We start from the raw sequence: 23819 nt of genomic DNA on the forward strand, positions 1-23819 counted from the left end.
TATCAATAATACGAGTTGGAAAGTAATGAGTTTCTCGTTCCTGAAATCTTTTTCCGTCTATAAGCGAAAAAACACAGCGCCATCGAAGATGTGCGCTGTGAATGTAGTAGAAGTCTACTGTAAAGACTCCTGAACCAAGCGATTCACTGTTTTCCCATCCGCACGACCTTTGACTTGAGGCATGAGCCGTGTCATCACTTTCTTCATGTCTGCTCTTGATGTAGCACCCGTCTGTGCGATGACTTCTTGAACCATCCTTCTTACTTCCTCTTCTGTAAGAGGCTCGGGAAGATAATCCTTTAAGATAGCCATCTCTGACCGTGCTTTCTCGGCAAGATCGTCACGATTAGCTTGCACAAACTCCGCAAGGGAGTCTTGATGTTGCTTATACTCCTTTGCCACAACAGAAAGTGCTTCATCTTCAGTTAAGGGTCGCTTTAATTCGATCTCTTTATTTTTGATCGAGGATCGAACCATACGAATGACAGTCAATCTGTTTTTATCTTTATTTTTCATCGCGGCTTTCATATCATCGGTTAACCGCTCAATCAAAGTCACCAGCTCAGCACCTCGCTCATTTGCGTTTACGGGCTGCATCAGACTTCTTTTTGCGCTTGATACTGGGCTTTTCATAGAACTTGCGCTTCTTCAGTTCCCGCATTGTACCATCTTTCGCTGTAGCCTTTTTAAAACGGCGCAGCGCTTTATCCAGCGTTTCGTTTTTGCGAACGTGAATTTCCGCCATTCTTGATCCCTCCCTCCGCGGGCTGTTGGTGCCCGGGGCTATAAAACCGCCGGGGAGAACACCCTCCAGCGATTAATAAGCGAAGGGTTTGGCCCCGCCTAAGGGGACATGCGCTTCGCGTACACTACTTATCATATCTGACCATCTTTCCAGACATGAAAGCAAACAGCAAACCCATCGATCATTATACAATACCCCAGAAAGATGTGTCAAAAGGAACCGTTAACCTGGGGGCCATGTAAGGTGACGAGCACCTAACAGGTGAAAATGGATATGATGAACAGTCTGTCCACCATCTTCCCCACAATTGTTAACGATGCGGTACCCTCGTTCAGCAAGACCGTAATCCTGCGCCAGTTGATTGATCACAGAAAAAAAGCGGCCAGGTAGTTGACTATCTCCCTCTCCTATCTGTTGAATCGAGGGGATATGTTGATTTGGGATAACCAAAATGTGAACCGGTGCTTGTGCATGGATATCTTTAAAAGCGGTTACCAGTTCATCTTCGTAAACTTTTTCTGCTGGAATGTTTCCTTCGATGATTCCACAAAAAATACATTCTGCCATCATTGGTTCCCCCTTTCCGATCCTTCCTGGTTTTGTTGATATTATACCAAAAGCTATACCCACCGTAAAAGATTCTTCAACACCTTTTGGGCTCCTTTTGCATATTCTGCTGGAAAAAGAGAGCAAAGGAGTCAGTCTGATGAACAAGCAATCCAAATCGATGGAAACGAAACTGCGCCGCTTGATTCAGCGATTGGTTAAAGAGGAACTAGATAAGCGTTGTGGCATAAAAAAAGCCAAATTACCCCCACCTGGTCGCAAAGAACAACCTGCACCACCATGGGCGATTTTTGGCTCCCCACAACCAGACCCGAAGTCCACTATCGCATCGAATAAACCCATTCAAGGTCCATTCGACCGTAAACCTCCACCCTATGTTCCCCATCACATAAGAAAACGGTAAGGAGCGCCTGAAAAAACCCTCGTCATGCCTGTCCCTTGATTGCATATACATGGGAGAAGGCATGAGGAGGGCTGACTGTGAAAGAGATCATCATCCCCTTCGCTACGGGATTGGCTATTTTTCTTTTTGGGATGCAATTACTACGTTATGGCTTAGAGTCCCTAGCCGCAGATCGATTACGTGAGCTCTTACTCCGTTTCACACGGACGCCTGTACGTAGTTTTGCCACCGGCTTGACAGCAACAGCATTTCTACAAAGTAGCAGTGCTGTCACGGTCATCACAATCGGATTTGTTAATGCAGAGTTGATGAACTTCACACAAACTGTTGGAATTATATTAGGAACCAATATCGGCACGACAATAACCACAGAAATCCTCGCTTTAAAGGTAGAGGACTTTGCAGTGCCACTTATCATTTGCGGTGGTGCCCTATATCTGATGCCATGGAAACGGCTTTCTCACATCGGTATGGCCGTGAGTGGTTTTGGTTGTATCTTTCTAGGGATGGAAGCGATGCAGTGGATAGCCGCCCCCCTGAAAACCCGAGGTTGGATCACTTGGTTACTCAACCAATCGGGAAATGATATTCTTGTGGGCGTTTTGGTTGGGATCATCATTACAGCAATCATCCAGAGTAGCGGTGCTGTCATCGCTATTACGATGGGTTTTTTCGCTACAGGAATCATTCCCCTTCCCTTTGCAATTGCCGTTGTGTTAGGCAGTAATGCAGGCACCTGTGTCACTGGATTTCTCGCCTCCATCGGCTCTAGCCGTGGAGCAAAACAAGTTGCCCTTGCTCATTTAGTTCTTAACTTAGGAGGAATTTTACTTTTTCTCCCCTTTATTCCATGGATAGTAGATATAACGCCTTTCTTATCCGACCACCTGGCATCACAAGTAGCCCACATCCAAACCTTATATAATGTGGCTTGTTCTCTGCTGGTTCTCCCCTTTGCAGGCCACTTCGCTTCGTGGATCACGAAGATGTTGCCCGATCGCACTATTATCGCATGGACTGCCCAACCAAATCTCAGGAAGAAGAAAAAAAACAAACCGTAGGTTCTCAACCTCACTTACAGACTTTCGCTGACTGAGCCCACTTTTATTAAGGAAGTGCCCATAGGGTGCTTTAGCTGTGGGAGTTGTCAAAATAGAATCACATAAAAAAGGGATAGTACACGTGTACCATCCTTTTTTATGTGATACTTTATCCAATTTCTCAGAACGAACTTATCAATAGCCTTGGCTTCCCTGCTTTCCACTCACAATCGCGACACTTGAGCTAGCACCGATTCGATTAGCCCCTGCTTGCACCATTTTCTTTGCCCCTGAAAAATCACGCACACCACCGGAGGCCTTTACACCTACTTCCTCCCCAACCGTTTCGCGCATCAGTTGTACAGCTTCCTCTGTTGCTCCTCCATGGCCAAAACCAGTAGAGGTTTTAACGAAGTGAGCTCCTGCCGCTTTCGCCTTTTCCGAAGCAACGCGAATCTCGTCAGAGTTAAGTAAACCAGTCTCTAGAATCACCTTCACAAGAACACCGTCAGCCGCCTCCACAACGGCTGCAATATCTTGACGAACAGTATCCAAATCTCCTGATTTTAGCGCACCGATATTCATTACCATATCAATCTCACTAGCACCATTACGAATCGCATCCTTCGTTTCAAAAGCCTTTGCTTCCGAAGTAGTAGCCCCTAAGGGAAACCCTACCACCGTACATACTTTGACACCAGTGCCTTTCAGTTTTTTAGCTGCTCGAGCTACCCAAAAGGGGTTAATACATACTGATGCAAAGTGATGTTCTGCCGCTTCCTCACACAACCGATCGACCTGGTCCGAGGTAGCCTCGGGCTTTAGCAATGTATGGTCAATCATGGATGCTAGTTCACGTACATTCATGTGGCTTGTTCTCCTCTCAGAATCTCCTGTAAGCCCAGTTGGATAAAGGCTTGTTCTAGGACACTATCGTTATTGTCATACCCTTCATTACTTTGCTTCTGCCATGCTTCAGCTGGAGACAACCAGGTCGCACCAGTAATCTCGGACAATTGAGGCGTAACTGTGCCATCATCCGCTTCCACTAGGAAATAATGAACTTCTTTCGCAATATCTCCGTATTGGGGATGAAAATAACGATACCGAATTGTCTCTAATCGCTCGCAGATCTTTCCTTGAACTCCAGTTTCCTCTAAAATTTCACGGAGAGCGGTTTCCTCATCGGTCTCTCCTTCTTCTTTTTTCCCTTTTGGTAATGTCCAACGAGAATATCGATCTTCAATGAGTAAAATTTCTAATTCTCCTTGAACACGACGGTAAACAACACCACCGGCGGAAATCTCTTGCAATATCTTCACTCCTTCCACCTTGCTCGCTTCTTTCACCTGCGAGACTAATCTTGGCTTGATTTTAGCATATCCAAGCGGATTTAGGTTCATCGGGATAAAAAATCACCCCATTCTCTTATTCAGTGGCTGATAAATAGCTAGGAACCTTCTATTATTAAGGCTTCCTAATTCCTATTTAGTAATCTTTTCCCATCAACCAAACAATAATATGATATATTTAATAAATAATAGTAGCCAATTTATTTTCCTACTATTTTTTCAAGTCTAACTAATCGCTACTTTGAAGGAGGAAGAAGGATGGCATGGATCATGAACATTGAAGTGTGGACAACGATTACAGGTCTGCTCTGTGTCTATCTCAATGCACGGGAAAATATCTGGGGTTTTCCTATCGCGCTAATAAACGTCTCCATATTTTTTATCATGTTTTATCAAGTACATCTCTATGCAGACATGGGCTTGCAGGTATTTTTCTTCATTCTTTCCGTGATTGGTTGGTATTTCTGGCTAACAGGTGATAAAAATTCGAAGGATGTACGGGTCACACGTAATATGACAAAAAACGAAACCATCATTACGATCGGTACGATCTTAGTGGGTGGAATGTTGTGGGCGTTTCTGCTAGATAAGTTTACTGACGCCAGTATCCCTTATCTTGATGCAACCCTTGCTGTCGCAAGTATCATAGCTCAATATTTTCTATCTCGGAAAGTATTGCAAAACTGGCTGATTTGGATCTTCATCAATGTTTTTTCAATCGGTATGTACTGGTATAAAGAACTCTACATGACCAGCGGATTATACCTACTCTTCCTTGGAATTGCAACTTGGGGCTACTTTAGTTGGAAACAAGAGATGGGAAAAGTGACCTTAGCAGCTTGAACGAGACTCACTCCTTGGAAAAACATGAGCCACTGTAGCTCTTCAACCAACGACTAGCATAGTCCACTGCGTCTCGTTGTGAAAAAAGTCGCGTTTTAGCAGAACCTACTTTTCCACTATACACCCTACATTCACTCTCAAAGGACTTCCCTAACTCTGAAAACAGATGCGTCTGGTGATCAAGATCCGTATAGGTTTTCCAAACCCGTTTCCCACCCTCTATCACAGGCGCTCCCTCTTCTATCCTGGGTGCATAATTGACTCGATACTCTGCTAAATGAAAAGAGGTATTGGTATCGTAGTCAGCACCAAGCAACAAAACAGCAGCATTTCCTTTGTAAAGATATGCTAGCGGAGATTCTTCACCCATCGAATTGTCTAAGGAATGAAGAGCGACAACTTCCTCTGCTCCTTTACCCCATGCGGCAAAGGATACCTTGGGGTGTGAACTTCTTAATGTCCCTGGCCATGAACGGAAAATTTCAGCCACTTGTCCCATTCCTTGGGTCGGAGTTGTTGCCGGATCATAGGCTGGCATTTCGGCTCGGATAATAGGATGCCACTCTTCGGGTACAGGTGGGGCTTCCCAATGAACGGGATCGGACAAGGTGGGGGACTGAGTAGGCATGATTAGGGTTCCATGGGATGTGATCACGTCCATCAATGCCTGAATCACTGTCACTGCACCTCCACATACCCACCCGAGTGAGGAGAGAGAAGTATGAACAATTACCCGATCTCCCTCCAGCAAACCCAATTGCCGTAGATCCTCAGCTAAGGAAGAGCGGGTACGTGGAGTGGATGTATTTTGAACGAGTTGGCTTTCAGTCATAATCGTCTCCTTATGTAGGATTATATTTTTAAACGTTAATAGGAGGTCCCATGAGGGATAATAATATCAAAATTCTATTATTTTGTCGAATACTCACTAACATCGTGGATAGTTTATATACAATCGCTACCATCTGGTATGTAAAAGAAGTCACAAATTCTCCTCTCTATATAGGCATTGCAGGGTTTATAATTACTTTTCCCGTTTTATTTCAAATGTTCTTTGGCCCACTGATTGATGCTTTTTCTAAGAAAAACCTTCTATTGATGTCAGCAGGTATTCAAGGTGGCATCTTTCTAATCCTTGCCACCCTCTACTAATCTGGAGGATTATATATCGTTTTGCTTCTATTTTTGATCTTCTGGGCAACCTTACTTGCTGAATTAAGTTATCCTACCGAAAGCGCTCTCGTTCCAGACTTAGTATCGGAAAGTGAACTCCATAAAGTGAACTCGATCTTTTCATTTACTTACAGTGGCTTAAATCTCCTTGCTACAGCCGTTGCAGGTACTATCGTTGCAATAATTGGGGTTGGAGCCATCTTCAGTGTAAACGCAGGTGTATTTTTGCTTACGTTCCTCCTGCTGCGAATTTTTCTGCGCTTACCAACCAAAGAAAAATTAATGAAACCTAAAAAAACATCTTCATTCTTTACTCAGTACAGGAAAGAACTTCTACAGGGCTTCTCTTATATTAGCAAGTTGAAGATAATGAAGAAGTTGTTAAGTGTCTTTATTCTTATTAATTTGTTGGTTTGTATCTCACTCGGACTTCTACCTATCTTATCAAAAACTCCACAAGAGTATAGTTATTGGTCCGCCTCTGTATCCATTGGGATATTAATCGGGGGACTAGTCGCCTCGTATCTATCCCGATTTCCCTTGAGACGATTACTCGTCATCCTTTTTTTCATTGCCGGGGTATCTTGGCTTTGTGCCGTCCTCATGATAAGTAATCTTTTCTTTGCACTTGCTTTCTTTAGTATTGCTTGGGGTGCCATCGGAGTTTCCGGTGTCCTTCTTCAAACCATTCTTCAAGTAAATCTTTCATCTGAATATCGAGGGCGTGGACTTACGCTGGTTATGGCTATACTAGGTTCTTTGTCCCCTTAGGTTTTTTTCTTGCAGGAATACTATCTAAATTTATATCGCACACACTTTTAATGGCTATCAGTGGAATCGCACTATTATTCGTAGCGTTTTATTATAGTATAAACCCCATCTTTAATAAAATGACGATGATGGATCAACCCTTCGAGGATCCACTCTAAACGTTCAGATAACGTGGATCTAACAAAATAATGATGCTAAGCAACCTCGATGATAAAACTGTTGTCAAATGAATTACATTACGATCCTAACCGCCTTACCCCTGCTTCATCTCCGACACCATCGCATCAATGGCACATTGTGGAGAGCAATATTCAATTACCTTTCCTCCTTCTTCATCGATGATGCTCTCCATACCTAATTCCTGCCGAGCTGGTTCATCTGAGTTAAACTGGAACTGACAATGGGAACACACCTTTAGAGGTCGGCTCTCACTAATCATTTGAACGAGAACCTCTAAGTTTTCTCCTTCCAGATGAAAATGCTCAATAGCATGATGGATAAAGTGTTGTCCTGTTTCGAAAAATGTGACGTCTTCCTGTACATAGCGCTCTTCGTGCCAAAAGGCCAAGGTGCCATCGGATAAATGAGTCAGATAATACCCCTCTCCAAGGATCATGGAGGATTGCTTCAATGCTTCATATGTACAAAAGCGTAATTCCATTGCTAAGTTTTCTAGCAATTCATGATCTACGTCATTTAGAACAGAGCTCCAGTCAATCTGATCCAGCGCATCTTCCCATTCATCGCCTGTACTCATCAAACCAAACTCCTTTCTTTTGCACACACTTATAAAACCCCTCAAAGACTAAAAGAGGACTCTAAATAATTGCTCAAAAATTTCAGAGAACACTCTATAGTATAGAACAAACATTTCGTTTTCGACAAATCACTTTTTTCATCACAAAAAGAAAAAGCCACCCTTGCACTAAGGGTAGCCACATTTCACAGGCTAAGTCGCTAGACTTCAGCCTGCTTTTGATTCCGATGGAGCATCTTCCATGGTCCGGACAAATGTCCCAAAGCAGTACTCAGAACCTGGCTTATCGATTTGAACTCGGCATACCTTCCCAACAAGCTCCTCAGAAGCTGGAAAGACTACTTGGAGGTAGTTGTCGGTATAACCCATATAAAGACCACTTTCAGGGTCCTCTTTCCATGGGCGCTCAGGAATAACATCCAGAACCTCGCCAACATTTTCAGAGGAATACTTTAATGCGAGACGATTGGAAAGATCAATGAGGCGTTGTACTCGATCCTGCTTCACCTCCGCATCCACTTGATCGGTCATCCGAGCCGCAGGAGTTCCTGTCCGAGTCGAGTAGGGGAAGACGTGCAGCTCAGAGAAACCTAGCTCCTCTATGAGACGATATCCATTCTCAAATTGCTCCTCGGTTTCCCCTGGAAAACCAACGATCACATCCGAGGTGATCGCTACTCCAGGCATCGCTTTATGGAGATAATGAATCTTCTCCCGATATTCATCGACAGTATACCGACGGCGCATCCGTTTGAGAACCTCATCATCGCCTGCTTGGAGAGGTATGTGCAAATGGCGGCACATTTTGTCCGACTTATTTAGCACCTCAATCACCCGGTCATCGATCTGGCTCGCTTCAATCGAGCTGATCCGAATCCGAGTCAATCCTTCTAATTTATCCAACTCCCAAAGTAGGTCTGCCAACTTATAATTTTCAAGATCCTCCCCATAGCCACCGGTATGAATCCCTGTTAGTACGATTTCCTTATAGCCGGCATCGATCAACTGTTGCGCTTGCTTTAAAACGCTCTCGGGTTGACGACTACGCAGTAGACCTCTTGCCCAGGGGATGATACAGAAGGTACAGAAGTTATTACACCCCTCCTGGATCTTCAGGGAAGCTCTCGTCCGGTCAGAAAAAGTGGGAACATCCAATTCTTCAAATTCCCGCGTCTTCATGATGTTATTAACCGCATTGACCGGTTTACGAAGAGCGCGATGCTCTTCAATATAATCAAGGAGCTTATCCCGTCCTTGGGTACCAACCACCACATCCACCCCTGGAATGTCCAGGATTTCCGCTGGAGAGGTTTGGGCATAACAACCTGTTACCGCCACCACCGCTTCCGGATTGGTACGCACAGCGCGTCGAATCATCTGCCGACTTTTTCGATCTCCTGTGTTGGTTACCGTACAGGTATTGATCACGTATACATCTGCCTGTGCTCCAAAATCAACTTTTTCATAACCCTGCCGTTGAAACAGTTGCCACATGGCTTCCGTCTCATAGGCGTTCACTTTGCAACCTAGTGTATGGAATGCCACCGTACTCACAGTGGCTCACCCCCTAACTCTCCATAAGTGTAGTGGATACAAGCAATTGCCGCGAGAGGAGCTGTCTCTGCTCTTAGGATTCGTGGGCCTAAGTGTAAGAGCTCTGCTCCCTCACTCACAACTTCTGTTGCTTCATCCTCGGTAAACCCTCCTTCAGGCCCCACAATTACCAAGATACTCCTAGCCTTTCGGCCAGTAAGCAACTGATAAAGAGCCTTTCCACCCCTTTCATAGGCGAAAAGGATCTGGTCGTAGGAGGAGAATTGTGCCAAACATTGACGCCAATTCATCAAGGAATGGACAGTGGGAATCCGTCCTCGCCGGGACTGTTCAGCAGCCTCTTTCACGATACGTTGCCATCGGTCCCTTCGCTTCCCAGCCTTTTTTTCATCCAGTTTAACCACCGTACGTGCAGATGTGAAGGGAAGAAAGGCGCTTGCGCCCAGTTCCGTGCCCTTCTGCAGAACCCAGTCGACTTTGTCACCCTTCGGAAGGGAGAACGCGATGGTTACTTCCACCCGTTCTGGTTCCCCTGTTGAAGAAAAGGATTCGAGGATTCGGCAGCGGATTTCTTTCCCACTGATCTGTTCAATCATGACGCGATAGTCTGTACCCACCCCATCACAACAAAGGATGATACCCTCTACTTCCAGCCGCATCACGTTTTTAATATGATGTACGTCGTCACCCGTTAGCGTGAGAGACTGGGTGGCGACATCTATTTGATTGGCTTCAATAAAGTATCGTTGCATAAATACACCCCTATCATCCTATCACGATCGAGCAGTGATTGCCACCCAGTCACCTTCTTGCAACCGTTCCACGACATGGTAACCTGCATCGCTTAGGGCTTGTACAACTTCCTCTTCCTTTTGGCGGATGATACCCGAGCCGATAAAGGTTCCATCTTTCATTAATACTCGGGAAAGATCCGGAACAAAGCGCAGGATAATCTCCGCCAAGATATTGGCAACAACCACGTCAACCCTGCGATCTATCCCTTGCAAAAGGTCATTCTCCTCAACCCGGACACGATTCTGCGACTGATTAAGAGCCACATTCGCTTTAGCTTGTTCCACTGCGACTGGGTCTAAATCTAGAGCAAGAACATCCTCAGCCCCTAGTTTCGCAGCGGCTACTGCCAAAATCCCGCTTCCACAGCCGACATCAACAACTGTACTGCCTGGGGATATAACCGACTCCAACAATTTCATACTCAGTGTCGTGGTTGGATGGGTTCCTGTACCAAAAGCCATCCCAGGATCCAATTCGATAATCTCCTCCCCTGGAGATGGGCTGTATTCCTCCCAAACGGGTTTTACTATCAGTCGTTCCGAAACACGTACCGGTTTATAGTATTTTTTCCAGGCATGGGCCCAGGATTCCTCACTCATCTCACGCGTGACGATAGTAACAGGACCAGGATCCAAGTCAAATTGAGCCAGTCCACGCGTTTTCTCTTCAATTCTCCTTAATAAGTCGTCCCCATAGATCGATTCTGAGAAATAACCCGCCAGCCAGATCCCTTTATCTGGGTAGTCGTTCTCGGCTAAGGCAAAAATCTCACCAAAGGGTGTATCCCAGTCTTTCTTTAATACCGATGAGTCCCATGTAGCAGTACCCCCAGCACCTTCACTCAAGAGGAAGTCAGCAACAGCTTCCTCCGCCTCTTGACTTGTATGCACCCGAACTTCGATCCAATTCATCATGTCATCCCCTTGGACAAAAAAAGAACGGGCTTAAGCGCCCGTATAACAGATTCTACTTCCCTGAAGTACTTTTAGTCCCCAGTAAAGGCTCGCTTCATTTTATCGAAGAAGCTATTGTTTTGCTCAGAAACATAGTCCCCTGATATTTTTCCGAACTCACGAAGAGCTTTTTTCTGTTCATCGGTCATCCGCGTCGGAGTGACTACCCGTACTTTGACCAATTGATCCCCATGGCCGTTACCGTATAAACGAGGAACCCCTTTGCCACGCAGACGAAATTCAACCCCTGATTGTGTACCTGCTGTAATCTTGAGTGAAGCTCGCCCTTCGAGTGTAGGAACCACAATCTCATCGCCTAGGGCTGCTTGGCTAAAGGTGATCGGCATTTCACAGGTGATATTGATTCCATCTCGCTTGAAAAACTCATGTGGCCGAACTTCAATAACGATATATAAGTCCCCAGCAGGGCCTCCATTCACGCCGGCTTCCCCTTCGCCAGAAATGCGCAACTGCTTGCCTTCGTCGATTCCTCGGGGGATATTGATATGAATACTTCTCCGCTTTTTCACTTGACCCGCACCACTACAGGTCTTACATTTTTCGCGGATGATTTTACCACGACCATTACACTGATGACAGACTCGCTTATTTACTACGCGGCCAAAGGGCGTATTTTGTACGCTTTCTGCTTGACCAGAACCTTTACAAACGGAGCAAACCTCAGGATGAGTTCCCGCCTGCGCTCCATTTCCATGACAATCCGAGCATGTCTCGGTACGAGGAACTGGGATATCCATCTCTTTTCCAAATACCGCATCTTTAAATTCAATGGTAAGTCGGTATTCCAAGTCAGCTCCTTGGCGAGGGGCATTCGGGTTACGCCGACCTCCCCCGAAGAACATATCAAAGATATCACCAAAGCCGAAATCTGAGGCACCCCCACCAAAGCCGCCAAAACCAGCTCCTGCGGCATTGGGATCCGCATGACCAAATTGATCATAGCGTGCTTTTTTCTGATCGTCCCGGAGTACTTCATAGGCTTCTGTCGCCTCTTTAAATTTTCCTTCAGCATCCGGCGATTTATTTACATCAGGGTGGTATTGACGGGCTAACTTTCGATACGCTTTACGAATCTCGTCACTGGATGCATCCCGTCCTACCCCAAGTACTTCATAGTAATCACGCTTACTCACCGGACCACCTCCTTTTATCCTCAACATATGCCTTGCTTAGCAAGGGGGTCAAATCTACTACGTGAGTGAAAAACGCCAAAAGTCAAAGCCAGTCCACTGGCTTTGACTTCCCGAGCAAAGTGAAGAGAGACGAATTATTTCTCTTCTTTCTTGTCCTCATCCATCACTTCATACTCGGCATCAACGACGTTGTCACGATCCTTATCCTTACCTTCATCTGCTTGGTCACCTTGAGCAGCTTGTGCTTCAGCAGCTTGTTGCTGATACAGCTTCACGGATAGTTCTTGCACAGCCGTTTCCAGCTCTTCTGTTGCCGTTTTGAGGGTCTCAAGGTCTGTACCTTCCAAGGCTTTTTTCACGGCTTCCTTCGCTTCTTCCGCTTTCTGTTTATCAGCATCTTCCACTTTGTCACCTAGATCTTTCAAGGTTTTATCTGTAGTGAAGACAAGTTGATCCGCTTTATTACGAAGCTCGACTTCTTCTTTGCGCTTTTTATCTTCCTCAGCATTTTCTTCCGCTTCCTTCACCATGCGATCTACTTCATCATCGGACAATCCGCTGGAGGACTGGATCGTGATATCCTTACTTTTTCCAGTTGCGGTATCCTTAGCAGTTACGTGAGCAATACCATTCGCATCGATTTTAAAGGAAACTTCGATTTGAGGTACACCCCGAGGAGCTGGAGGAATGTCTTGTAATTGGAAGCGACCAAGGGTTTTATTGTGAGCAGCCATCTCACGCTCCCCTTGTAGTACATGAATATCTACCACCGTTTGGTTATCCGCCGCTGTAGAGAAAATTTGAGACTTCTCAGTTGGGATAGTCGTATTGCGCTCGATCAGTTTGGTAAACACACTACCAAGGGTTTCAATCCCGAGCGAGAGCGGTGTTACATCGAGAAGAACAACATCTTTCACATCACCAGAGAGTACGCCACCTTGCACACCCGCACCCATTGCTACTACTTCATCTGGATTTACGCCTTTGCTTGGCTCTTGACCCGTCAGTTTTTTGATCGCTTCTTGAACCGCAGGAATCCGTGTAGAACCCCCTACCAAGATCACTCGTTCGATGTCAGAAGCTTGCATCCCTGCGTCTTTCAGTGCTTGACGTGTTGGACGCATGGTGCGCTCTACCAATTCGGCGGAGAGTTCTTCAAACTTCGCACGGGTTAGGGACATTTCTAAGTGTTTAGGACCGCTTGCATCTGCCGTTAAGAATGGAAGGGAGATGGTCGTGGTCAATACACCAGAGAGATCTTTCTTCGCTTTCTCAGCCGCATCTTTTAAACGTTGCAGCGCCATACGATCGTTGGAGAGGTCAATGCCATTTTCTTGTTTAAACACTTGGACCAGATGATCGATGATTACTTGGTCAAAGTCATCGCCGCCTAATTTGTTGTCCCCACTGGTCGCTTTTACTTCAAAGAGACCATCGCCCATTTCCATTATGGAAACGTCGAAGGTACCACCACCAAGGTCAAAAACGAGAATCGTTTGATCGCCATCTTTATCCAAACCGTAAGCTAAAGCGGCTGCTGTTGGTTCATTGATGATCCGCAGAACATCCATACCAGCGATTTTACCAGCGTCTTTGGTTGCCTGACGTTGGCTATCGTTAAAGTAAGCAGGTACCGTGATAACCGCTTCGGTTACTTTTTCGCCGAGATATGCCTCAGCATCTTCTTTCAATTTTTGCAGGATCATAGCCGAGATCTCTTGAGGTGTGTACTGTTTCTCTTCGATGGACTCTTTATGATCCGTACCCATCCAACGCTTAATCGAGGCGATCGTGTTATCTGGGTTAGTGATCGCCTGACGTTTTGCTGCCTCACCTACAAGACGCTCACCCGTCTTGGAGAAGCCAACAACTGAGGGCGTAGTTCGTCCTCCTTCAGCGTTAGCGATAACAGTAGCTTCATTTCCTTCCATAAATGCAACACAGGAGTTAGTAGTTCCTAAGTCGATTCCGATAACTTTACTCATAGTAGATGTACCCCCTTATAATTTTCCCAATGAAATAAATAACCTCATTCGTTTCAATAGCTTACTTTAACCATAGCAGGACGCAGGATACGTTCCTTAAAACGATAACCTTTTTGAAGCTCCTCAATCACCATCCCTGCTCCTACACCTTCTGCCTCCTCTTGCATCACTGCAGTGTGTTCATGGGGGTTAAATTCCTTACCCTCTGCCTCAATCACCGAAAGCCCTTTTTCTGTCAAGGACTGTAGTAATTGACGGTAGACCATGTCCACACCCTGACGCAAGACATTGGACTCACTCGTTGACTCATCTACAGCCAGTGCACGCTCTAAGTTATCGAGCACAGGTAAGAGAGACTCAACCAAGGAGGTGGCCCCATATTTGACAGCATCCTCTTGATCCTTACGAGAACGCCGACGGAAATTCTCATAATCAGCCCGTGCGCGAAGCAGCTGCTCTTTATTCTCCTCCGCCTGACGCTTCCATTTCTCCAGCTCTGTTTGCAATTCCTCTAGATCAGCGATGTTTGTAGCTCCCAGCGAATAATTTTCGTCGTCAATCGACTCTTCCCCTTCATCTGAGGAAGAATCAACAGCGTAATCCGTATGTAGTTCTTCCTGTGACTGTTCCTCATAAGAAACCTGGTAAGCCTCTTCCTCGGAAGGTGCTGAGAGAGATTCCCCACTTACTTCTGTCTCAGATACTTTATTAAAGGATCCTTCTTTCCGACGCTTTCGTTCTTCTTCCGCTTCCTTCGCTTTTCTTAGTTCCCGCGCTGTACGAGGGCGTTTCGACTCATTCACATGCTCTTCCACATTATCACCTCAATCATCTCGCATCGATTCCCTTCATTGGAACGACGGTATGGATACGAAGGATTGCTGTACTCACTTCGCCAGCGGCTTGTAGTGCATGGTACTTAACTGGCAAGGGATCAACGACCCCCATATCGACCATGTCTGAGATCACTCCTCGATCACAGTCCACCCCTAGCGATTTACTCTGCCTCTTCCACTGCAGTGCCTTTACTTCTTCTACCTTCTCCAAGGGGTTAAAACCCGCATTGGCTACCACTTGGCTCATCGGTCGATGAAGTGCTTCAGCAACAGCAGAAACCCCGAAGGCTTCCGTACCTTGGACTAGATCCCGATGCTTCTCAACCTCTCTGGCTAAAGCTAGTTCAGCAGCTCCTCCTCCTGGAAGGAATCCTCCCCGGACGGCCGCTTGAACAGCTGCGGCCGCGTCTTTAGCGATCCGCTCCCGCTCCCTTACTACTTCCTCCGTGGAAGCACTGACGAGAATGGTAGCAAAGGATTTGCCAGCTCCACTGATAACGCGAATACACCCAAGGCGTTCTTCACACTCTACCAATTCTGCCATTCCAAAAAACGCTTCAAGTTCCGCAATAGGCTTAGATAGACTGGTCCGCATTAATATCCTGGCACCGATGTGTTCAGCCACCCGATTAATGTCTTCTCTACTTATCTGAGAGACAACGAGTAGATCCGCACTGGAGAGTCGGTCCTCCACAAGCGGGTCTACTTCTCCTTCTACGAGAACAACTTCTACATTACTCTCTACTAATTTTCCAATAGCAGAGAGTAATGCTTCTCGATTCTCCTCCAACTTACGAAAGCCCGCTTCAGACTGCGTTTCTACCGGCTCAGGGGTCAGGTCACCACCAATGACGAGAATGCGCGGCAGTTCCTTTGTATCAGATACTTGTAGATTTAAACGCTCTCCCTTAACGAGAAGGCCAGAAAAGACACCACTTTCAACACGAGGATGAGCCGTCACTGCTTCGCTTAAGCGAAAGTTCTTCTCGAGAAGTTTCTCTCGCCCTACCATCAGCGCCGCCTCAATGACCAAATCGGTCACATCCTCCTGCTCGCGCCCAGCTGTAAAAGCGATTCCTTGTAACCATTCGTCCTTCAAATCCCAGATCGGATGCGCCATCTTTTGCATCCCTTCTAAGGCATGTTGAATTCCACGACGAATTCCTGCAATTACTTTAGCCACTGGGACACCACGGCCCACTTGCTTTGTCCCCTCTTCTACCAACGTAGCCGCAAGTAATGTTGCCGTCGTCGTTCCATCCCCTACTTCTTCCTGTTGCGCACGAGCGATCTGAGAAATCATACGTGCAGCTGGATGGTGGATTTCCATCTTCTCTAGGATCGTTACACCATCGTTGGTAACGATCACCTCTCCCATTTCACCCACCAGCATCGTATCTAGTCCCTTGGGGCCTAGCGTTCCCTCTACCGCCACCGCGATACTACGAACTGCTTCGACGTTTTCTAGCAGAGCACCAGTACGAGGATTTTCCGCCACAGTTCGACTTTTAAACGTGGATTGTTCCATCGGCGACGACCTCACCTTCTCTACTTTTATATTTAGGATGTGGAGTGTGACTCCCCATCTGTGGTTCACATAGTAAAAGTTCTAGTTTTCATCCTGTCCACAAAAATGAGAGTCCCATATTATTTGTAGAGTTGGCGAAGATGTTCAGACAGATCGGTTGTAAGTACCTGCATGAGGCTAACTACCTTGTTATAATCCATACGAGTGGGACCTAATACACCCACTGTACCTAGCGAGCGACCATCAATAGAAAAAGAAGCGGTCACAATGCTACAGTTATTTACTGTAGCAATGGAATTTTCCTCACCAATACGTACCTGCACACCTGCATTATTAGTGGCAAATAGTTTAGTTACCGTATCCGTCTGTTCAAAGAGGTCCATCAATGCTTTAACCTGTGTTACATCTGTAAACTCGGGCTGGGTCAAAATATTCGTCGTCCCACTCGTGAAGATTCGGTCATCCGTGTCTGCCAACAGCATCTGATCAATTACTCCGAGCAAAAACTCATACTGCTCGACGTGCCGATCTAGTTCGGCAAAAAGTTCTTGGTAAACATTGCGCTTGAGGCGAACCAGTGGCACACCAGACAGTTTAACGTTTAAGATGTTGACCAATTTTTCAATGGAAGAGAGGGAAACTCCATCAGGGACAGTGAATCTTCGTTGATCTACATGGCCATTATCTGATACAACAATAGCCACCGCAGATCGCTCATTGAGTGGGATTACTTGTAGGTGCTTCAGTTTGTTATGGATTGCTTCAGGACCCAAAATAATCGACGTGTAATTGGTGAGACGCGACAAAATGGAACCGGTCTGTTGAATCGTCAGTTCCACAGCATCCATCTGAGAAGCAAACAATTCTCTGACTTGTAATAAGTCTGTTCGCTCCAATCGCTGTGGCCCCATCAAATTATCAACATAATAGCGGTATCCCATCTGACTCGGGATACGCCCAGCAGATGTATGCGGCTGTTCAACGAAACCTAAATCTTCGAGATCCGCCATCTCATTACGAACTGTAGCTGCACTATAGCCAATATCATCTCGCTTTGAAATAGTACGAGATCCTACAGGCTCCGCATGGACGACATACTCCTCGATGATCGCTTTCAATATCTGCTTCTGCCGCTCGGCCAACATCTGCCTCCCTCCCTTGTTAGCACTCAAAGATCATGAGTGCTAATAGCTTACTCATAAGGTATCAAACCACTCCCTCGATGTCAACGACCAACAACGTGATCGACCCCTTCACCTAAGAAAGCCGAAAATACATCATTGCCAAAGAGAAGTCCTTTCTCTGTCAGTGACCATCGACCCATTTCCTTTTGTAATAAATCTTTTTTCTCCAGTGTAGCTAGAACATCACCAAACACCACCGCAAGCGCAACATCAAATCGTTCCCGGAACCGCCCCTCATGTACGCCTTCTTCTAGTCGCAGGCCTAAAATCATCTCATTTTCCATCGCTTCCATTCTAGTTACATCCAATGTTTCAGCGATGGGACGTCCCTTTTCACAGCGACGGATATACTCCCCTACTCCCTTCACATTGACATGGCGAACACCTCGCGCGTATCCATGGGCTCCTGCTCCAAGTCCATAGTAGGGATTGTTTTTCCAATAGGTTGAGTTATGCTTACTCTCTTTTCCTGGGCGCGCAAAGTTAGAGATTTCGTATTGTGAATAACCCGCAGCTTGCAATCTCTCCCGTGTCAGTTGGTACATCATCAACTCATCTTCTTCGGAAGGAAGTGGGAGTTTGCCTTGCAGGAGCTTCGCATGGAAAACCGTGCCTTCTTCAACTTTTAAGCTATAGACAGAGAAGTGTTCTGGAGCAAGTGCCACCCCTTCTCGGATCGCCTCTTCCATATCGGCCACCGTCTGCTTGGGTAATCCAAACATCAGATCCAAGGAGATGTTATGAATTCCAACGGCACGTGCGGTTTCCACACTGCGTCCAATATCGGATACCGAGTGAACGCGACCAATATTGGCCAATAGATCTGGACGGAAAGTTTGTGCACCAAAACTGATCCGATTAATCCCTCCCGCCAGCATCACCTCAAGCTTTTCTTTCTCCGTCGTACCGGGATTCGCCTCAATGGTATATTCAATCTCATCTGACCAAAAAGGAAAATAACGCCGAATCGCCGTTAGCAGACGCTCCATTTGTTTTACATCGAGTACCGTAGGGGTCCCCCCGCCAATAAAGATCGTCTCGATCTCCTCAGGGGGAATTTCTGCCACCGTCCAAGCCATCTCACGTTCCAATGCATCCAAGTATTCATCCACTGGCTGACCACCTACGACATAGGCCGTGAAGTCGCAGTAATGGCACTTATGACTACAAAAAGGAATGTGAATGTAGATAGAGCGAGGCGAAACGTTGTTCATACTAGCCCTTCTTTCTTGAAAAAACCGCCAGCGGTTTCTCGCTCGCGGTGGATTTCCGTTCACTTCTTGCTATCGTCCATCTGTAAAACTGCCATAAAAGCTTCTTGCGGCACCTCTACGTTTCCGACAGCCTTCATCCGCTTCTTACCTTCCTTTTGCTTTTCGAGGAGTTTCCGCTTCCGACTGATATCTCCACCATAGCATTTTGCTAACACATTTTTACGTTGGGCGCGGATCGTTTCGCGAGCTACCACTTTATTACCAATCGTCGCTTGAATGGGTACCTCAAACATTTGGCGCGGGATAAGCTCTTTTAACTTCTCAACAAAGAGACGTCCTCGATAGTATGCTTTATCATGGTGCACGATAAAGGAGAGGGCATCCACTGGCTCACCATTGAGCAGGATATCCATCTTCACCAACTTGGAGGTTTTATACCCAATCATCTCATAGTCAAAGGAAGCATAGCCCTTCGTCCCCGATTTTAGTTGATCAAAAAAATCGTAAACGATCTCTGCCAAAGGCAACTGATAGACGATATTTACCCGGTTTGCGTCAAGATAACGCATATCAACATACTCTCCACGCTTCGATTGGCAAAGTTCCATTACAGTACCTACGAAATCATTGGGAACCATGATCGAGGCCTTTACATAGGGTTCCTCTACATATTCCACTTGCTGCGAAGGAGGCATATGCGTCGGATTCTCGATGCTGATGACCTCGCCATCTGTCTTGTACACATTGTAAACAACGCTAGGAGCCGTTGTGATCAGAGGGATATTATACTCTCGTTCAATTCGCTCCTGGATAATCTCCATATGAAGCAAACCGAGAAATCCACATCGGAAACCAAATCCGAGCGCACCAGAAGTCTCTGGCTCATAACGCAGGGAAGAGTCATTCAACTCCAGTTTTTCTAAGGCTTCCCGCAGATCATCATAGTCTGAGGAGTCGACTGGATACATCCCACAAAAAACCATGGGGTTAATCCGACGATAACCAGCCAATGGTTCCTCAGCAGGACGATTCGCATCGGTAATCGTATCCCCTACTCGCGTATCCTTCACGTTCTTGATGGAGGCGACCATAAAGCCTACCTCACCGACAGCAAGTTCTTCCCGGGCCATCGGTCGAGGGGCAAAAACACCCACTTCGGTCACTTCAAACTCCTTACCTGTTGCCATCATACGAACTTTTTGCCCTTTTTTAATGGAACCATCTACGACCCGAATATAGGTGATAACTCCTTTATAAGCATCGTAGAGAGAATCATAGATCATCGCCTTCAGCGGTGCTGTAGAATCTCCAGCTGGAGCAGGTACCTGGGTAACTACCTGTTCCAGGATTTCTTCGATACCAATCCCGGACTTTGCAGAAGCAAGTACAGCTTCTGAAGCATCTAGACCGATAAGGTCCTCGATTTCTTGTCGTACTCGTTCAGGATCTGCACTGGGAAGGTCAATCTTGTTGATGACCGGTAGGATCTCCAAATCATTATCCAAAGCCAGATACACATTGGCCATCGTTTGCGCTTCTACTCCCTGAGCGGCATCGACTACCAAAAGAGCCCCTTCACAAGCAGCGAGGGAACGTGAAACCTCATAAGTAAAGTCCACGTGACCCGGTGTATCAATCAGATTAAGGATGTAGTCCTGTCCATCCTTTGCTTTGTAAGGCAAGCGAACCGATTGTAATTTAATGGTGATGCCTCGTTCTCTTTCTAAGTCCATTGAGTCAAGGAACTGATCCTGCATCTCGCGGTCAGACAGTGCCCCGGTATGTTCTAGTATACGATCGGCCAAAGTAGATTTCCCATGGTCGATGTGAGCGATGATCGAGAAATTGCGAATCTTCTCCTGTTGTCGCTCCTGCTGCCGATTTTTTTCGTTCATTCCGTTCCCTCCTGCGTAAAAACGCGCACTACTGCATCCTGTTCATTATAGCAATGCAGGAAGGATGGGGCAACGAAGGAATAAAACGATCTTGCAACGATTTGTTAGACTACTCCGATCCGCCTACCCAACCCACTACTTTCTCCACCACTGCCCGTGCGGTTTCACGAATTCCCTGTCCTGCTCCATTACTAGCAACAGATAACCAGCTATTGCTGGCATCCGTTAATTGTACAGCTGTTTTCTGTGCTTCTTCTTTCTTTTTCTTCACTTCATTTAACGCACCCTTACTATCCGTTTCATAAACATGTCCAAGGACAGCAATCTCCACTCGCCCCTTTTCATCAGGAGTAACCTGAACCGCTCGCTGGGAGTCTTTCGTCCCTTGAATCTGTTGAATATTGGTTTCCGCTGAGCCGATACCAAGTACGATCCCAAGCATCAACGCAAGCAATAGGGCGATAGCCTGAATAGTGAAGCGCATGGAGATCACCACGTTCCTCTCACTTTGGACTCTTATTTTCTTTCGACTTTGTCGCAACTGGGGTATTACCAAAGTGGACATCTGCCAGCGCCCGAGCGAGGGCATCCGCTGATCGATTGGATTCGTTGAAAGTATTATCCACTCCGCCAATCTCAACGAGGATTCCTTTTTTGCTGAGGGATTGGTTATACTCCCCATTACCCATCATCGGTGTTTTACGAAAAACTCCTTTTGAAAGTCCTGGGTAAAGCTCGTCCAGCTTTTTATGAAGCTGACGGGCAAAACGTTCATTGTCCTCCCAATGGGGATTCCCTGTACCAATGACAAAAGCAATTCGCGAATATTTCTTTCCCTTGATGTCTGTTGTTGTCTTCGCTCGATGTTGAGAATCACGGTGGATATCAATCACATAGCTTAGATCCTTATTTGCCTTGAGAGCAGACACTACTTTGGCTCGAGAGGCTCGATAGAGTTGGTTCCATCCTGCATTAAACCCACCACTATATACCTGTGTTCCAAGTCCATACCGATCCAAGGTCTCACCCATATGTCTACCAACCTTCGTAATATTATTTCGTTGGTCATAGGCACTCTTGGGGTGATCCGTATTTTTCAACTCAGGTAGATAGGATTCTGTATAGTGGGTGTGATAGATGAAAACACGTTCTTTACCAGATACTCTACGCGGAGGGGGCTCTTCTTTCTCGGGCTTCTTTTTTTTATCCTCTGTCAGCTTTTTCTCCAAGTCTGATGGAGGAGTAGACTCAATGGGAACATCGGTATAATCGACATCTTTCCCAGCAACAACAATCTGTGTATCAAAGAGAGCAAATCCCGGAAGTTCACTACCAAATAGACTGCGTGGATCCTTCGGGTCAATGCTAGTCATTAATTCAAAGGTAATTCGTGAGATGCTAAGCTCCTTAGATGCTACTTCTTTCATCGTACTCAGATAGGGCACTTCTCCCCCCATCAGATATAAAAGGGTTTCCGTTGAGAACCGGGCAGTAATTTGAGAGATATCTCCTGATTGTGCGCTACGCTTGGCTTGTACCACTGCAAATAATCCTGTTAAAACAAACATGATCGCCGTTCCCAAGATCAGTGCTACGAACAATTGTCTGACCTGGGGAGCGGACATGTTGAACGCCTTAAAGCCACGAACCCGTTTTCGCATCCCTTCCCCTCCCCAACTTATCTCACATTACTCCGAATATATGAGAAGGAAGGGTAAACTAGAACTTAAAAAGATAGATTACGAGAAGTGTTCTGGCTCATTCATCAGTGATTCAGTTGCTATGGGAAGATACATTTTCTGGTGTAACGGCATCATGTAGAGCACAATTCATACCAAGGGCGACCACTTTCCCCATATCGCCGATAAAGGCATCCACTTCCTTTGGTGTCACAATCAGATTTTGCCCTAAAGGTTCCAACACTTCTTGAATCAACTGTTGTTTTTCATCTGCCTCTAACCCTCCAACAATCCCCATCATATGTTGTCTGGACTCAGGACTTATTTCCTGGGAATGAAGTTCCTTCACACTGGCGCGGTTCATGGGATCGAGGGGGTTCGTTGGTTTCTCTTGGTTCATTTCACGGTGGATATGGGCGAGCACATATTCGGCGGTATCATGGGCAATCGTCGCCGCATCAACAACGGTAGGAATTCCAATGGCGATAACTGGAATACCTAGAGTGTCTTGGTTAAGTGGTAGCCTCTTATTACCCACTCCGGAGCCTGGAAAGATCCCCACATCGGAAACTTGAATCGTAGTATTTACCCGTGAAAGAGCCCGAGAAGCCAGAGAATCGACTGCAATAATCACATCGGGTTTCGTTCTTTCTACTACTCCGAAAATTACCTCGCTTGTTTCAATCCCTGTTGTACCTAGAACCCCTGGAGCAATAGCAGAAACAGGCCGATATCCTTCAGCTACTTGATCAGGCATCAATTGAAAGAGATGACGGGTCACCATGGACTGTTTCACGACATTAGGTCCCAGAGCATCCGCCGTGACACTTTGGTTACCCAACCCTACAATGAGGACACTCGCATTGGGATCAATGCCAACCTCACCGAGGTATCGCTCAAATTCTTGCGTAAATTTTTTCATGACTCGCTCTTGTAACATCGAGTCTTGGCTACGCAGACCAGGAACTTCCAATGTTAGGTATGTACCCTGAGCTTTTCCTATAGCCTTCTCCCCTTCTTCACTCTCCACGTAAATCCAACTAGTCACAACACCCTCCTCTTCCTCCTCCTGAATACGTACACCCGGTAGCCCCTCTTCAGGGCTTTCCTGTTCTTGGACCGCCATATCGTGAGCTTCCCGCGCCAAATCAGTCCTTACGGGAAAGCGGCCCGTATCTAGTTGAGTAGATTGACCCTGTTTATTCAGTTGTTCTTGTTCATTGGCATCGAACATGCACTCCATCTCCTTTTTATTAGTTCAGCTCCATTTTCCCCAAAAATTGATATCCTTTATTCGTAGTCACTTCATTCGGGTATGTAATGGAAAGGAAATCCCCTGTTCCGCCATATAACCGGTTCTTGCTTTTTACAAGTCCCCGTGATAGAATTTG

25 protein-coding genes are annotated in these 23819 nt (G+C 46.2%); 5 read left to right on the forward strand and 20 right to left on the reverse strand.

The window, feature by feature from the left end; translation table 11 throughout:
- Nucleotides 1-114: 114 nt before the first annotated feature.
- The 3 genes from BLV90_RS01880 to BLV90_RS01890 form a co-directional block, all read right to left on the reverse strand.
- Nucleotides 115-558 carry a GatB/YqeY domain-containing protein gene (locus tag BLV90_RS01880; RefSeq protein WP_091735235.1) on the reverse strand — a complete coding sequence of 148 codons (444 nt, stop codon included), beginning with the start codon at nucleotides 556-558 and terminating at the stop codon, nucleotides 115-117.
- A gap of 16 nt (nucleotides 559-574) precedes the next feature.
- Nucleotides 575-745, reverse strand: coding sequence for a 30S ribosomal protein S21 (rpsU, locus tag BLV90_RS01885; protein ID WP_091735240.1), 171 nt, complete (start codon nucleotides 743-745; stop codon nucleotides 575-577).
- Between the two features lie 222 nt (nucleotides 746-967).
- A complete protein-coding gene (locus tag BLV90_RS01890; RefSeq protein WP_091735246.1) occupies nucleotides 968-1312 on the reverse strand; it encodes a histidine triad nucleotide-binding protein in 345 nt (114 codons plus the stop codon).
- 139 nt (nucleotides 1313-1451) lie between these two features.
- On the opposite strand from BLV90_RS01890, the gene BLV90_RS01895 reads away from it, so the two are divergent.
- Both BLV90_RS01895 and BLV90_RS01900 read left to right on the forward strand, forming a co-directional pair.
- Nucleotides 1452-1715 (forward strand): hypothetical protein, encoded by a 264-nt coding sequence (locus tag BLV90_RS01895; protein WP_091735251.1) that lies wholly within the window; start codon nucleotides 1452-1454, stop codon nucleotides 1713-1715.
- Between the two features lie 77 nt (nucleotides 1716-1792).
- Nucleotides 1793-2776 carry a Na/Pi symporter gene (locus BLV90_RS01900; RefSeq protein WP_091735256.1) on the forward strand — a complete coding sequence of 328 codons (984 nt, stop codon included), beginning with the start codon at nucleotides 1793-1795 and terminating at the stop codon, nucleotides 2774-2776.
- Nucleotides 2777-2950: 174 nt separating this feature from the next.
- Here BLV90_RS01900 and deoC read toward each other — a convergent pair whose 3' ends face one another.
- Entirely contained in the window at nucleotides 2951-3622 is a 672-nt protein-coding gene (deoC, locus tag BLV90_RS01905; protein WP_091735263.1) for a deoxyribose-phosphate aldolase, read from the reverse strand.
- The gene (locus BLV90_RS01910; protein ID WP_342707292.1) at nucleotides 3619-4077 is read right to left on the reverse strand and encodes an NUDIX hydrolase; all 459 of its coding nucleotides are present in this window, start codon (nucleotides 4075-4077) and stop codon (nucleotides 3619-3621) included. The genes deoC and BLV90_RS01910 overlap by 4 nt, the downstream gene beginning before the upstream one ends.
- A 288-nt stretch (nucleotides 4078-4365) precedes the next feature.
- Between BLV90_RS01910 and pnuC the strand changes: the two genes are divergently transcribed.
- On the forward strand, nucleotides 4366-4950 hold the full coding sequence (pnuC, locus tag BLV90_RS01915; RefSeq protein WP_091735269.1) for a nicotinamide riboside transporter PnuC: 585 nt from the start codon (nucleotides 4366-4368) through the stop codon (nucleotides 4948-4950).
- A 7-nt stretch (nucleotides 4951-4957) separates the two neighbouring features.
- On the opposite strand, the gene BLV90_RS01920 is transcribed toward pnuC, so the two are convergent.
- Nucleotides 4958-5782, reverse strand: coding sequence for an AAC(3) family N-acetyltransferase (locus tag BLV90_RS01920; protein WP_091735272.1), 825 nt, complete (start codon nucleotides 5780-5782; stop codon nucleotides 4958-4960).
- Between the two features lie 50 nt (nucleotides 5783-5832).
- Between BLV90_RS01920 and BLV90_RS01925 the strand changes: the two genes are divergently transcribed.
- Nucleotides 5833-6102: an MFS transporter gene (locus BLV90_RS01925; protein ID WP_091735275.1), complete on the forward strand. Its 270-nt coding sequence runs from the start codon at nucleotides 5833-5835 to the stop codon at nucleotides 6100-6102.
- A 21-nt stretch (nucleotides 6103-6123) separates the two neighbouring features.
- A complete protein-coding gene (locus tag BLV90_RS01930) occupies nucleotides 6124-6894 on the forward strand; it encodes an MFS transporter (protein WP_177167845.1) in 771 nt (256 codons plus the stop codon).
- 253 nt (nucleotides 6895-7147) lie between these two features.
- Here the strand turns inward: BLV90_RS01930 and BLV90_RS01935 are convergent, their stop codons facing one another.
- From BLV90_RS01935 to gpr, 14 genes are all read right to left on the reverse strand, one after another.
- Entirely contained in the window at nucleotides 7148-7651 is a 504-nt protein-coding gene (locus BLV90_RS01935; protein WP_091735281.1) for a hypothetical protein, read from the reverse strand.
- Between the two features lie 207 nt (nucleotides 7652-7858).
- Entirely contained in the window at nucleotides 7859-9205 is a 1347-nt protein-coding gene (gene mtaB / locus BLV90_RS01940) for a tRNA (N(6)-L-threonylcarbamoyladenosine(37)-C(2))-methylthiotransferase MtaB (protein ID WP_091735284.1), read from the reverse strand.
- Complete coding sequence (locus BLV90_RS01945) at nucleotides 9202-9957, reverse strand: 16S rRNA (uracil(1498)-N(3))-methyltransferase (RefSeq protein WP_091735288.1); 756 nt, start codon at nucleotides 9955-9957, stop codon at nucleotides 9202-9204. Before BLV90_RS01945 ends, mtaB begins: the two co-directional genes overlap by 4 nt.
- Nucleotides 9958-9978: 21 nt before the next feature.
- Entirely contained in the window at nucleotides 9979-10911 is a 933-nt protein-coding gene (prmA, locus tag BLV90_RS01950) for a 50S ribosomal protein L11 methyltransferase (RefSeq protein WP_091735291.1), read from the reverse strand.
- Between the two features lie 74 nt (nucleotides 10912-10985).
- A complete protein-coding gene (dnaJ, locus tag BLV90_RS01955; protein WP_177167846.1) occupies nucleotides 10986-12107 on the reverse strand; it encodes a molecular chaperone DnaJ in 1122 nt (373 codons plus the stop codon).
- Nucleotides 12108-12241: 134 nt separating this feature from the next.
- Nucleotides 12242-14092: a molecular chaperone DnaK gene (dnaK, locus tag BLV90_RS01960; protein ID WP_091735297.1), complete on the reverse strand. Its 1851-nt coding sequence runs from the start codon at nucleotides 14090-14092 to the stop codon at nucleotides 12242-12244.
- Nucleotides 14093-14145: 53 nt separating this feature from the next.
- The gene (grpE, locus tag BLV90_RS01965) at nucleotides 14146-14907 is read right to left on the reverse strand and encodes a nucleotide exchange factor GrpE (RefSeq protein WP_245726209.1); all 762 of its coding nucleotides are present in this window, start codon (nucleotides 14905-14907) and stop codon (nucleotides 14146-14148) included.
- 13 nt (nucleotides 14908-14920) lie between these two features.
- A complete protein-coding gene (locus BLV90_RS01970) occupies nucleotides 14921-16456 on the reverse strand; it encodes a TCP-1/cpn60 chaperonin family protein (RefSeq protein ID WP_091735300.1) in 1536 nt (511 codons plus the stop codon).
- Between the two features lie 119 nt (nucleotides 16457-16575).
- On the reverse strand, nucleotides 16576-17601 hold the full coding sequence (hrcA, locus tag BLV90_RS01975; RefSeq protein WP_091735302.1) for a heat-inducible transcriptional repressor HrcA: 1026 nt from the start codon (nucleotides 17599-17601) through the stop codon (nucleotides 16576-16578).
- 80 nt (nucleotides 17602-17681) lie between these two features.
- Nucleotides 17682-18854 (reverse strand): radical SAM family heme chaperone HemW, encoded by a 1173-nt coding sequence (hemW, locus tag BLV90_RS01980; protein WP_091735305.1) that lies wholly within the window; start codon nucleotides 18852-18854, stop codon nucleotides 17682-17684.
- Nucleotides 18855-18913: 59 nt separating this feature from the next.
- Nucleotides 18914-20749, reverse strand: a complete 1836-nt coding sequence (gene lepA, locus BLV90_RS01985; RefSeq protein ID WP_091735308.1) for a translation elongation factor 4 — start codon at nucleotides 20747-20749, stop codon at nucleotides 18914-18916.
- Between the two features lie 109 nt (nucleotides 20750-20858).
- Nucleotides 20859-21233, reverse strand: a complete 375-nt coding sequence (locus BLV90_RS01990) for a DUF3679 domain-containing protein (protein WP_245726217.1) — start codon at nucleotides 21231-21233, stop codon at nucleotides 20859-20861.
- Nucleotides 21234-21252: 19 nt separating this feature from the next.
- The gene (gene spoIIP, locus BLV90_RS01995) at nucleotides 21253-22410 is read right to left on the reverse strand and encodes a stage II sporulation protein P (RefSeq protein ID WP_091735315.1); all 1158 of its coding nucleotides are present in this window, start codon (nucleotides 22408-22410) and stop codon (nucleotides 21253-21255) included.
- A 112-nt stretch (nucleotides 22411-22522) separates the two neighbouring features.
- Nucleotides 22523-23662, reverse strand: coding sequence for a GPR endopeptidase (gene gpr / locus BLV90_RS02000; protein WP_245726210.1), 1140 nt, complete (start codon nucleotides 23660-23662; stop codon nucleotides 22523-22525).
- Between the last annotated feature and the right edge of the window lie 157 nt (nucleotides 23663-23819).

The organism is Marininema mesophilum, assembly GCF_900106775.1.
GTDB classification, from domain to species: domain Bacteria; phylum Bacillota; class Bacilli; order Thermoactinomycetales; family DSM-45169; genus Marininema; species Marininema mesophilum.

Coding starts and splice junctions, on each gene's coding strand:
- rpsU (WP_091735240.1), bottom strand. CDS start 745: ATGGCGGAAATTCACGTTCGCAAAAACGAAACGCTGGATAAAGCGCTG.
- BLV90_RS01890 (WP_091735246.1), bottom strand. CDS start 1,312: ATGGCAGAATGTATTTTTTGTGGAATCATCGAAGGAAACATTCCAGCA.
- BLV90_RS01895 (WP_091735251.1), top strand. CDS start 1,452: ATGAACAAGCAATCCAAATCGATGGAAACGAAACTGCGCCGCTTGATT.
- deoC (WP_091735263.1), bottom strand. CDS start 3,622: ATGAATGTACGTGAACTAGCATCCATGATTGACCATACATTGCTAAAG.
- pnuC (WP_091735269.1), top strand. CDS start 4,366: ATGGCATGGATCATGAACATTGAAGTGTGGACAACGATTACAGGTCTG.
- BLV90_RS01920 (WP_091735272.1), bottom strand. CDS start 5,782: ATGACTGAAAGCCAACTCGTTCAAAATACATCCACTCCACGTACCCGC.
- BLV90_RS01925 (WP_091735275.1), top strand. CDS start 5,833: ATGAGGGATAATAATATCAAAATTCTATTATTTTGTCGAATACTCACT.
- BLV90_RS01935 (WP_091735281.1), bottom strand. CDS start 7,651: ATGAGTACAGGCGATGAATGGGAAGATGCGCTGGATCAGATTGACTGG.
- BLV90_RS01945 (WP_091735288.1), bottom strand. CDS start 9,957: ATGCAACGATACTTTATTGAAGCCAATCAAATAGATGTCGCCACCCAG.
- prmA (WP_091735291.1), bottom strand. CDS start 10,911: ATGAATTGGATCGAAGTTCGGGTGCATACAAGTCAAGAGGCGGAGGAA.
- dnaK (WP_091735297.1), bottom strand. CDS start 14,092: ATGAGTAAAGTTATCGGAATCGACTTAGGAACTACTAACTCCTGTGTT.
- BLV90_RS01970 (WP_091735300.1), bottom strand. CDS start 16,456: ATGGAACAATCCACGTTTAAAAGTCGAACTGTGGCGGAAAATCCTCGT.
- hrcA (WP_091735302.1), bottom strand. CDS start 17,601: ATGTTGGCCGAGCGGCAGAAGCAGATATTGAAAGCGATCATCGAGGAG.
- hemW (WP_091735305.1), bottom strand. CDS start 18,854: ATGAACAACGTTTCGCCTCGCTCTATCTACATTCACATTCCTTTTTGT.
- lepA (WP_091735308.1), bottom strand. CDS start 20,749: ATGAACGAAAAAAATCGGCAGCAGGAGCGACAACAGGAGAAGATTCGC.
- BLV90_RS01990 (WP_245726217.1), bottom strand. CDS start 21,233: ATGCGCTTCACTATTCAGGCTATCGCCCTATTGCTTGCGTTGATGCTT.
- spoIIP (WP_091735315.1), bottom strand. CDS start 22,410: ATGCGAAAACGGGTTCGTGGCTTTAAGGCGTTCAACATGTCCGCTCCC.
- gpr (WP_245726210.1), bottom strand. CDS start 23,662: ATGTTCGATGCCAATGAACAAGAACAACTGAATAAACAGGGTCAATCT.